Annotated in this window: 9 protein-coding genes; 8 read left to right on the top strand and 1 reads right to left on the bottom strand. The window is 34.9% G+C overall.

Annotation, left to right across the window (positions count from 1 at the left end):
- Nucleotides 1-251 precede the first annotated feature (251 nt).
- From CI949_RS11670 to CI949_RS11635, 8 genes are all read left to right on the top strand, one after another.
- A complete protein-coding gene (locus CI949_RS11670; protein WP_108139516.1) occupies nt 252-455 on the top strand; it encodes a putative motility protein in 204 nt (67 codons plus the stop codon).
- A 98-nt stretch (nt 456-553) separates the two neighbouring features.
- The gene (locus CI949_RS11665) at nt 554-1,573 is read left to right on the top strand and encodes a substrate-binding domain-containing protein (RefSeq protein ID WP_290766771.1); all 1,020 of its coding nucleotides are present in this window, start codon (nt 554-556) and stop codon (nt 1,571-1,573) included.
- Nucleotides 1,574-1,585: 12 nt separating this feature from the next.
- Nucleotides 1,586-3,340 carry a sensor histidine kinase gene (locus tag CI949_RS11660; protein ID WP_133529941.1) on the top strand — a complete coding sequence of 585 codons (1,755 nt, stop codon included), beginning with the start codon at nt 1,586-1,588 and terminating at the stop codon, nt 3,338-3,340.
- Nucleotide 3,341: 1 nt separating this feature from the next.
- Entirely contained in the window at nt 3,342-4,490 is a 1,149-nt protein-coding gene (locus CI949_RS11655) for a response regulator (RefSeq protein ID WP_166637114.1), read from the top strand.
- A gap of 337 nt (nt 4,491-4,827) precedes the next feature.
- Complete coding sequence (locus tag CI949_RS11650; RefSeq protein ID WP_133529943.1) at nt 4,828-5,925, top strand: substrate-binding domain-containing protein; 1,098 nt, start codon at nt 4,828-4,830, stop codon at nt 5,923-5,925.
- An 89-nt stretch (nt 5,926-6,014) separates the two neighbouring features.
- Entirely contained in the window at nt 6,015-7,547 is a 1,533-nt protein-coding gene (locus CI949_RS11645; protein ID WP_290766764.1) for a sugar ABC transporter ATP-binding protein, read from the top strand.
- Between the two features lie 2 nt (nt 7,548-7,549).
- Nucleotides 7,550-8,662 carry a sugar ABC transporter permease gene (locus CI949_RS11640; RefSeq protein WP_133529945.1) on the top strand — a complete coding sequence of 371 codons (1,113 nt, stop codon included), beginning with the start codon at nt 7,550-7,552 and terminating at the stop codon, nt 8,660-8,662.
- Nucleotides 8,663-8,793: 131 nt separating this feature from the next.
- Nucleotides 8,794-10,167, top strand: coding sequence for a tetratricopeptide repeat protein (locus CI949_RS11635; protein ID WP_133529946.1), 1,374 nt, complete (start codon nt 8,794-8,796; stop codon nt 10,165-10,167).
- Nucleotides 10,168-10,218: 51 nt separating this feature from the next.
- On the opposite strand, the gene CI949_RS11630 is transcribed toward CI949_RS11635, so the two are convergent.
- A complete protein-coding gene (locus CI949_RS11630) occupies nt 10,219-10,959 on the bottom strand; it encodes a glutaminyl-peptide cyclotransferase (protein WP_290766774.1) in 741 nt (246 codons plus the stop codon).
- Nucleotides 10,960-10,963 lie beyond the last annotated feature (4 nt).

Genomic DNA, 10,963 nt, shown 5'->3' with positions numbered 1-10,963 from the left:
TTGAGCTGAGATCATTTAAGGCCTGCTCTGCATACTCTCTGCTGGGAGCTTTGTAAATTTTCTTTAAATCTGTAACTATTTCATCTGTATGTTTCTTTTGAACAATATCCCTGCACATTTCCACAAGAACATTAACACTTACCTGCTTTATTTAATTAATTACTCAAAATAGTGGAAAAAAGGCCTGGAATCTGCTATTATTAAAATACTGACTAGTTTAATTAAGGTTAATTCTCAAGGGAGTTGATATAATGAGCAGTATAAATGCTGCAATGCAAAATCAGATAGCAAGTGTTCAGCAGGCTTTGAGCATTTCCGGGATGAGGCAGGCAATGGGTCAGAGTGCTGATCAGGTCTCTAAACTTGTTGAAGGTATGCAGGAAACCTCCCAGGCTGTGCAGCAGGCTAGAGCTGCCGGACCGGGCAGAGGCCAAAATATTAATCTGATGGCATAGAACGCGTTAAAGATAAAAGGCCTTTATCGGGTCTTTTTTTATGTGCTATTAAATTTTTGAAATTTTTTGATAGCTAAGAAATAAGCGAGGTGAAAAATTTGTTTGCTCAAAAAAACAGGCTTTTATTTGTATTAGTAGTAATTATAATTCTTCCGGCGCTTTTGACTTCTGCAGCTGGAGCAGAAAATATTCAGGCAAATGAAGATGATGAAGAAATTACTATTGCTTATGTTCCGCGGTCACTTGACAATCCAATTTTTTTAGATGCTTTTGAACATGCCCAGGAAAAAGCCATTGACCTTGGAATTAATATTGAGTGGGTTGCTCCTTTTGTCTACAATGAGGAAGCACAGATAAAAATAATTGAGAGCTTGATTGTCAGAAAAGTGGATGGAATGGTGGTAAGTGTCAATAATACACCTGAATATATAGATGTAATTAACAGAGCTATAGAGGCAGGAATTGCAGTAGCAACATTTGATGCAGATGCTCCTGATAGTAAGCGCCTTTTTCATATTGGGATTGATAATTATGAGGCGGGCAGAGTTACTGCAGAAGGTTTACTTAAAGTTTTAGAAAACAAAAACATTGATTACAGGCAGCAGGAGAAAAATCTGGATACTATGATTATGACAGGTGTCCGGGGTGCTCTTAATCTCGACAGTCGGATTGAAGGCTTTCTGGACACTGTTGAAGCCACAAATATTAGAGTGCAGGATATAGTTGAAAATCAGGACAGTGTTAACCTTTCGGTGGAACTGCTGGAACAGTATTTACAGCAAAATCCTGACATTGATATTATATTTTTTGTCGGCGGCTGGCCTTTTTATGTACCGGCAGAGGCTCTGCCTAATTTTCAGAAGTGGGCCGCAAACGGAGGAGTTGCTGTAGGTATAGATATCTTTTATGATGCTCTCTTACTACAGGAAAGAGGACTGCTGCAGTATTTAGTTGGTCAGGATATGGCCACAATGGGTTCTAAAGGTCTTTCTACATTATATAACTATATAAAATATGGAGTTGAACCGAGAGAATATATTGAAACTGGCGTAGAAGTTGCTGATGATGATAATTTAGAGCGGCTTTTGCAAACTCATCGACCCTGGAGGGTTAAATAAGGTGGAAATTTAATGTTTAATAATCTTTTCAAAAAATTATTCAAAAAAATAGAGATTCATACGATCAGAACAAAACTAATTATTTCTTTTCTGATAATTGGTCTGCTGCCAATTTTATTATCCGGGCTGCTTTCTTTTAATATTTATCGGGGGGCAATTAATGATCGAATTAGTGCTTACTCACAGGAAATGGTAAATAGAATGGAAAGAGATCTGGAAGACTATATTAGTGAGATTGAAACTTTTTTAAGCAGAGAACAGGATTTTTATATTAATCAATTTATAAAACTAACCCAGGCCAATGATTTTAGAAATAACAGGAAGTATGCTTTTAGAATCTGGGAGGATTTTAATAATTTAAAACAGATGAAGCCCGGACTGGAAGATATTGCAATAACCTTTCAGGATGGACGCAGAATCAGCAGTTATGGGATTTATAATATTGATTTGGAAAATTTTAGAGACAGGATGTATTCTGATTCAAGTGGAGAGATATCTTTTACTTCTCCCTATACAAATTATTTGCAGCAGGAAGTAATTACTATTGTCAGTTCATATTATCCCGAAATTGCCGAGGAAAATGTTTTAATTTCTGCAGATATTGATCTGGATGTACTGGCAAATTTAACCGATTTTAATCTGGGAGAAAAAAGTTACTTTTTAATTGCGGATCAGAATGGCGATATCATCTATCACCCTAACCAGGAACTGATAGGGCAGAGGAGTCTCTTGTATAATGCCGGTTTTCCGGACCGCAAGCTTAATCTAAATGGAGAACAGTATATTTTGACTTCTACTTTTTCCTATGCAACTGGCTGGTATATAATTAGTATGGCCTCGGCAGATGAGGTAGAAGCAGAGTTGAATTATATAACTGACATTACATTATATATGACTTTAGTGGTACTCTTAATTATTATTTTGTTGACCATTTATTTATCATCCTCACTTTCGAGGCCAATCCAGAAGCTGCAGGAGTTAACTCATCGGGCTTCCGAAAATGACCTGTCAGTTAAAATTGATACGAGTGGTAATGATGAAATAGCTGAGCTGGGTCAGAGTTTTAATAAGATGATCAGGCGGATTAATAAATTAATGGAACAAAATGTTAGAGAGCAAAAGCTGCTTAGAAAACTGGAAATGGAGAGTCTTGATAATCAGATCAAACCTCACTTTATTTATAATACTCTGGATCTAATAATTGGACTTTTAGAAAACAAAGATTTTGACAGGGCAACTCATATGGTTGAGGCTCTTGGTAAGTTTTTCCGCCTCAGTTTAAGCCACGGTAAAGAAATGGTCTTAATTAGAAATGAAATTAAACATGTAAAAAATTATCTTTTTATTCAGCAGTTTCGGCATGGAGAAGAATATGAATATATCATTGATGTTGAAGATCACGAAATAATGGATAAGCATATTCCAAAATTAATCCTGCAGCCGATTGTTGAAAATGCTATTTACCACGGTTTGCTACCGTCTGAGAAGAAAGGACTGGTTATTGTAAAAGGCTACCGGGAAAATAAGAATATATATTTTAAAATTGTAGATAATGGAGTTGGTATTCCCGCTGCAAAGGTAGATGAGATAAATAAAATTTTAACTGGCAGACTGGAAACTGATGATCAGCAGAAATATTTTGGCCTGCGCAATGTGGATCAGCGCTTAAAATTAATGTACGGAGGCAGTTCTGGCCTGAGGGTTGAAAGTGATCAAGGTGAGAAAACTACTGTGATTATTAGGATTGATCAGAGAGGAGGAAAGTAATTTGGACTTTAAATTACTGCTGGTTGATGATGAAAAACCGATTAGAAAAAAATTGATTAATAATACAGACTGGAAAGCTGAAGGCTATCAGATTTTTGCTGCAGCCAACGGAGAAGAGGCTTTAAAGATCATTATGGAAAAGGGGATAGACATTCTGGTCACTGATATCCAGATGCCCAAATTGAGTGGAATGAATTTGATCGAAGAAGCAAAGAGAAGTGGCAGTCATTTAAAAGTGATTGTGATTTCAGGCTATGCTGAGTTTGAATATGCCCAAAAATCGATCCGTTTTGGGGTTAATGATTACTTATTAAAGCCCTTTCGTTCAAAAAAACTCTTAGAAGTTGTCAACAAGGCGAAAGAAGAGCTGATTAAAGAAAAAGATAATGAACAGCGGCTTGCTGTTTTAAGAGGCGAGATTTCCAGTTATATTAATGAAAATAAACTTGATACAATTTATAACTGGTTGATTGATGATCAGTTTTTTCAGCATCAGTCTCTGATAATGGACCGAATTGATTTGGAGGCAGTCTTAAAAAGAGGCAGTAAAGAAGATGTTTTAGAAACAGTAAATAAAATTATTGAAGAATTAAAAGCGGCAGATCTCAATAAAGAAAAATTATTTGTTGTTCTGAACAATCTAATTTTAGAAAGTTTTAAGATTATTAAGGATTTAGACTATCAAGCAGAAGATTTAATGGAAATAATTGATAAAGAGCGTATAGAAAATTTAAACTATGAGCAAATAAAAGAAATTGAGATTATACTCAAGGAATTTCTGTTGAGGCTGCATAATTTAATTTCTTTTAAACCAGGTGAAAAAAATGCTGAAATTATCAGTGAAATGAAGGCCTATATTGCTGAAAATTATCAGGATGGAATTACTTTAAGTGAGCTGGCCCGCAAATTCAATTTAAGTGCCGGTCATTTAAGTAACCTTTTTCACGAAGAAAGTGGAGAGAGCTTTAGTGACTATCTTAATATGATCAGATTAAATAAGGCAAAAGAGCTATTAAAGACTACTGATGATAAAATTTATCAGATTGCTGATCAGCTTGGCTTTAATGATGCCTATTATTTTAGCTCCTGGTTTAAAAAAATGGTTGGAGCTTCTCCCACAACTTACCGGGATAATATAAATCTTTTGTAGAATGATTGAAATTTCCAGTAAAATAGAAATCAACTAAACGGCTAAACCTTCAAATCCAGAAGGTTTAGCCGTTTTTTGATTACTGAAGTTAATTTTTGACATTGAAGGAAGCAGGAGGCGGAGTGAACGACAAAGGAAAAAAATAATAGCTTTGAAAAACTTATAAAAAAGATATAATTCATTAACACAAAAAATATTCAAGGGTTTAAAAAAATATTCTATGGTTAATCCTCAGATAATTATATACAATTTAGATAAATCAAATAACTCTTTGAGGATTATAAGTGATTATAAGTTAATAATGGTTCACATTGAGAAAACTATTAGGGGGTAAATAATGAAAAAATTAAGTATTTTGTTGGTAGTTGTTTTACTCGTTTCCTCGATCTCAATGGCGGCTTTTGCTCAGGACGGTGGCGGTTGGCTGGATAATCTTCTTGGCGGTAATCAAAAAGAAGATGACGGTCTAATCAAAGTTGGTTTTCTGCTGAAGACAATGCAGGAAGAAAGATATATTAAAGATAGAGATGCTTTTATAGAAAAAGCAGAAGAATTAGGTGCTGATGAGGTTATTTTTGATTCAGCAAATAACGATGAGAACATACAGCTTTCTAAGTTTGAAAATATGTTAACACAGGGTGCTGATGTTATAGTATTACAGCCTGTTAATACAGGTACAGCCAGCAACATGGTTAAAATGGCACATGACTCCGGGGTTGCAGTAGTAAACTATGACTCTTTAATTATGAACAGTAAAGTTGATGTCTTCTTAACTCAGAACAGCTGGGCTGTTGGTGAATTACAGGGTCAAGCAATGGTTAAGTGGTTTAAAGAAAACCGTGGTGAAGTTAAGGGTAATGTAGTATTATTAAGAGGTCAGCCTGGTGACTCCAATGCTAATGCGTTTTCTCAGGGTGTTTTAGATACAGTTGCAAAATATGAAGGTCTTAACTTAGTAGTTGACCAGAGCCACGAAGGTTGGTCTCCTAATCTGGCAATGGCTACAACTGAAAATGCTCTAACAAAGTACGACAATAACATTGACGCTGTTGTAGCAAATAATAGTGGTCTTGCTTCCGGTGCTGTAAGAGCTCTAGAAGCACAGGGTATGGCAGACACAGATAAGGTATTTGTTGCTGGTTCTGATGCTGATTTATTAAATATCAGATATATTGCTCAGGGTAAGCAGACTGTTGAAATCTTTAAAAAGATCAAACCTTTAGCATACAAAGCTGCAGAAGTTGCAGTTACATTAGCAAAGAATCCAGATAAGCCAATCGACGAAATTGTAAAAATTGACCGTTATGTTGATAATGGACAGATTGAAGTGCCAACTGTAATCACAGAAATTGTAGTTGTTAATAAAGACAATATTATGGATACTGTAGTTGCAGATGGATATCATGAGGCAACAGAAATTTTCAAAGAAGAGTAAATATAAGACTATAAGAACAGATAATATAGCAGTCCCATCCATTGTGGATGGGATTGCTTTGTAAATAATCAATTCTGGAGGTAAAATAAATGGCTGAAGAAATTCTGGAAATGAAAAATATTATTAAAGATTTTCCTGGTGTAAGAGCTCTGGATAATGTGAATTTTACTCTTGAAAAGGGAGAGATTTTAGCTCTGGTAGGAGAAAACGGTGCTGGCAAATCAACTTTAATGAAAGTATTAAGTGGTGTCTGGCCCTATCCAACCTATGAAGGAGACATTTATCTGGATGACCGGCTGGTTCGCTTTGACAATACAAGAGAGGCTGAAGAAGCCGGAATCGGAATCATCCATCAGGAATTAAATTTGCTGCCTGACCTATCTGTTGCTGAAAATATCTTTTTAGATCGACAACCTTTGAATAAAATCGGTGGAATTAAATGGGAAGAACTGTATCACAATGCTGAAAAAGTTTTAGCGCGTCTAAACATGAATATAGATCCAAGAATTGAACTTGGCGACCTAACAGTTGGTAAACAGCAGATGGTTGAGATTGCAAAAGCACTTTCTTTAGATACCAGAATTTTAGTTTTTGATGAACCAACTTCTGCTCTTACTGACTCGGAAGTTAATGAGCTTTTTACAGTAATTAATGAATTAAGAGCAAGTGGAGTTTCAATTATTTATATTTCTCATAAGATGGAAGAAATCGAAGAAATAGCAGATTCGGTAGTTGTTTTACGAGATGGTTCTACAATTGGCGATAAAATTAATATTGCTCAAGTTACATTAGATGAGATAATTACTCGGATGGTTGGAAGAGATATTAATGATCTTTTCCCAAGTCACGATTTTAAGAGGGGAGATAAAACACTAGAAGTAAAGAACATATCGGTTCCAGATCCCTTTAATCCTGACAAAAAATTAGTAGATGATGTCTCATTTTCAGCCTATAAAGGAGAGATTCTCGGGATTTCCGGTCTGATGGGGGCGGGAAGAACTGAGCTGGTTAATGCTATCTTTGGAGTTTACGGCAAAAAACGTGAAGGTGAGATTTATCTTAATGGAGAAAAATTAACGATAAAAGCTCCTGCTGATGCAATTAATAACGGGATTGCTTTAGTTACTGAAGATAGAAAAGAATTGGGTCTGCTGCTGGACAAGAATTTGGTAATGAATATGACCCTGCCATCAATTAAAAAGTTTAGTTCAAAACTGGCAGTTGATAATCATGCTGAGAAAAAAGTTGCTGAAAAGTATGTAGATGAACTAAATATTAAAACTCCTTCGCTGGATGTTTTTGTAGAAAAATTGAGCGGTGGAAACCAGCAGAAAGTTGTAATTGGTAAGTGGCTGATTACTGATTCTGATGTATTGATTTTAGATGAGCCAACCCGAGGGATTGATGTTGGTGCCAAAACAGAAGTTTACAGACTGATGAATCAGCTGGTAGAGCAGGGAGTGACAGTGATTATGATTTCCTCTGAACTGCCAGAAATTATGGGGATGAGTGATCGGATAGTTGTAATGTCAGAGGGCAAAAAAACTGCTGAATTGAAGCGTTCCGAAGCAGATCAGGAAACAATAATGAAATATGCTACTGGTAATAAAGGAGTTGAATAAATTTGAAGAAGTTTATTAAAAACAATGGTACTTTTATAGCATTAATATTCTTAATTATAATTTTGAGTTTTTTATCACCTTCATTTTTAAGTTCAAGAAATCTGACTAATCTGGTAAGACAGGTTACGATTAACGGAATAATTGCAGTTGGTATGACGATGGTAATTCTGCTGGCCGGGATTGACCTCTCGGTTGGTTCTGTAGTTGGTTTATCTGCAGTAACAGTAACTTTATTAATGCAGGCTGGTTTTGGAATGTGGCTTGCAATCTTAATTACCCTGGTGGGTGTTGGTGGAGTATTAGGATTTTTCAATGGATTTATGAGTGCGAAATTTAATATCCATCCCTTTATTATTACCTTAGGAGTTATGACCATAGCCAGAGGTTTAAGTCTGGTTTTAACTCAGGGAGTTTCAGTTCCTGTAACCAATATGACTTTTGCCAGTATTGGTAGTGGTTACATAGCAAAACTGCCTTCATTAATTATTTTGGTGGTTGCTCTTATTTTAGGAATTTTTGCAGTTTTTAAGGCCAGTGTTGAGATTAAAAATGGCGAAAAAGTTCGCAATAAAGCTAAACTGACAGGAGGATTAATCCTTACTGTAGCAGGTTTTTTATCAGGATTTCTAATTTTTATTGGTTATCAGGGGATCCCGATTCCAGTGGCGATATTTGCAGTAATTGTAATGATTGGAATTTATACTTTAAGAAAAACTCGCTTTGGACGTAAACTATATGCTATTGGCGGTAATGAAAAAGTGGCCTGGCTTTCTGGTATTAATATTTTAAAGTCCAAAACAATGGTCTTTGTGATCACCGGTGTTTTAAGTGCAGCTTCCGGTATTTTGCTGGCCTCCCGTTTAAATGGAGCCTCTCCTAACTTAGGAGATGGTTTTGAGCTTGATGCAATTGCCTCAGTAATAATTGGTGGAACCAGTTTTATGGGTGGTGTTGGTACAATTTCTGGAACAGTAATTGGAGCCATAATTATCGGGGTTATCAATAACGGAATGAGTCTTTTAGGGATCAATACATTTTACCAGATGATAGTAAAAGGTTTTATTATAATTCTGGCTGTAATGATTGATGTTTTAAATAGAAGAGAAAGTGCATAGTCTTAAGTTGAATATTATATCAGAGACAGCTGAGTTATCGCTTTTCAGCTGTCTCTTTTTCTTTTCAGACCGCTTTTTATATGATAAAATAATAAAAAAGCAGCAGATACTGCTCTGGAGAGGTTGTTATAATGAATAAAAATAATGCTCATTATAAAGAGGCAATGAATTTAATCAAAAATAATAATGTGTCAGACGCAATTGATGAATTAAAATTGTGCTTAAAATTTAATTCGAAAAGTGTATCTGTACTTAACCTGCTTGGGCTGGCCTATTATCTTAAATGCAGATTTGATAAAGCGGAAAAGACCTGGCGTAAAAGTCTTTCTCTAAAGAAGGATAAAAATAAGGCGCGCGATTATTTAGAGCTGATTACCAAACAGGATTTTAAAGAGATTAGAAAAGAATATAAAAATATTCTTTTTAGTGATGAAGCAGAAAAAAATCAAAAAATAAAATTTTTAAAAAAATTAATTGAAGAATATGACGAATTAATTGAACCTTATGTGATTCTTGGTCTTTTATATAAAAAAGAGGAGAACTACGAAGAAGCTTTAAAATATTTCTATCAGGCATATGAATTAGACAGCGGTAATCAGAACATTAAAAATTATATTATGCAGTGTGAAGCGGAAGATAAGGAAAGCAGTGCTTTTAACTTTCAGTCAAAGACTAATAAGCGGAGTGCTTTAATAGCTGGAGTGATTGCAGTAGTTCTGTTTGTTGTTTTTCTAAATTTAAGTGGATTTAGTCCATTAAACTGGATTGAAAGCAATATTAGGGGATTTGAGTTTGCTGAGCCTGCAGACAAAGAAGATTCTAAAGAGACTACTGATAAATTGTCTTCAAATCAAACTGCTGATTCAGGAGCTGTAGAAAGCAGTCAGCTTGAAGCAGGATCGAATAGCTCCCAAACCAATGAAGCTGGTGATAATTCTGCAGAAAATAACAGAAGTAAAGAAGATAAAATGGAGGGCAGCAGTTCAGAAATTTTAAATGAGATGAATTTACTCGAATATCAGAACAGCTCAGCTTTGATCTCAATTGAAGAAATGAGAGAAATTAAAGAACGGGAAAGAGAAAGAGATAAACTGGAAGAAGCAAATACTTTTTTAGAAGAAGGTACCGAACAGCAGTTATTTAATCTGGGAATGGATTATTTTTCTCGTCAGGATTATCAGGATGCTGCTGACATTTTTAACAGTATATATAATCTAACAGAAACTGATTATTTGAGGCGGGAAAGTCTATTTTTGCTTGCCAGAAGTCATGAGAAAATGGATAACTATCAGTCAGCAGAGCATTTTTATCGAATTTATCTAAATGAATATGGTGAGAGCAACTATTATGATGAAGCTCTTTATAACCTGGGCCTGATGCTTAATAGAGCGGGAAAAGAGGAAGAGAGTAGGAAAGTTTTAAAAAGATTAAGAGAGGAAAAGCCATACAGTGAATATAATAACTCTCATGTTTATGATATTTTAAACAAAAATGATGAGAATTAATAAAACCCTCAGGAAAATTCTTTGAAAAATTATTTTCTGAGGGTTTTTTGCTTAATCGATGATTTTAATTCTATATATCTTTGGCCATAATTTGCCTGTTATCAAAAAGTTTTCAGCTTCAGGGTCATAAGCGATTCCATTTAAGACATCTATTTCTCCCTGGTAGTCTGTTTTTAAAATTCCACTCAAATCAAGATAGGCTTTAACAGCACCACTTTGAGCATTGATTTTTATAATATAATCAGTTTGCCAGATATTGGCATAAATATACCCTCCCTGATATTCGAGCTCATTTATATTTTTTAGTCGTTGATCTTTATTTTTGACTGTGATTTTTTTAACCAGTTCAAATGTTTCAGGGTTTCGATAATAAAGGTATTCACTACCATCACTCATAATTAAAAATTCTCCATCATTGCTCAGCCCCCATCCTTCTCCCTGATAATTAAATTTATTAATTAAATTAAAATTAAGGTCATATACAAAGGCAGTTTTTTCTTTCCAGGTTAGCTGATAAATTCTATTATTTAAGATAGTTATACCCTCACCAAAGTATTTGGAATCCAGTTTGATTTTATTTAAAACACTGCCGCTCTGAATATCAACTTTTCTTAAACTTGATCTATTATAAAGTCCAGTTCCCTCATATAAATAGTTTTTATGAATTTCTAAGCCCTGGGTAAAAGCTTTAGGGTCGTGGTTGTAACTGGCTAAAACTTGATATTCCAACTCTGGCAGAGATTCGGCTGCTGAAGTTAAAACAGTTACACCAAAAATTAAGATAATTAAAATAAAT

The organism is Halanaerobium sp., assembly GCF_003070835.1.
The sequence above is the reverse complement of the archived record's forward strand: the minus strand, read 5'-3'. Positions and strand labels throughout refer to the sequence as shown.

What these genes read in the sequence shown, in the direction of transcription:
- CI949_RS11670 (WP_108139516.1), top strand. Translation starts at nt 252, where the DNA reads ATGAGCAGTATAAATGCTGCAATGCAAAATCAGATAGCAAGTGTTCAG.
- CI949_RS11660 (WP_133529941.1), top strand. Translation starts at nt 1,586, where the DNA reads ATGTTTAATAATCTTTTCAAAAAATTATTCAAAAAAATAGAGATTCAT.
- CI949_RS11650 (WP_133529943.1), top strand. Translation starts at nt 4,828, where the DNA reads ATGAAAAAATTAAGTATTTTGTTGGTAGTTGTTTTACTCGTTTCCTCG.
- CI949_RS11645 (WP_290766764.1), top strand. Translation starts at nt 6,015, where the DNA reads ATGGCTGAAGAAATTCTGGAAATGAAAAATATTATTAAAGATTTTCCT.
- CI949_RS11635 (WP_133529946.1), top strand. Translation starts at nt 8,794, where the DNA reads ATGAATAAAAATAATGCTCATTATAAAGAGGCAATGAATTTAATCAAA.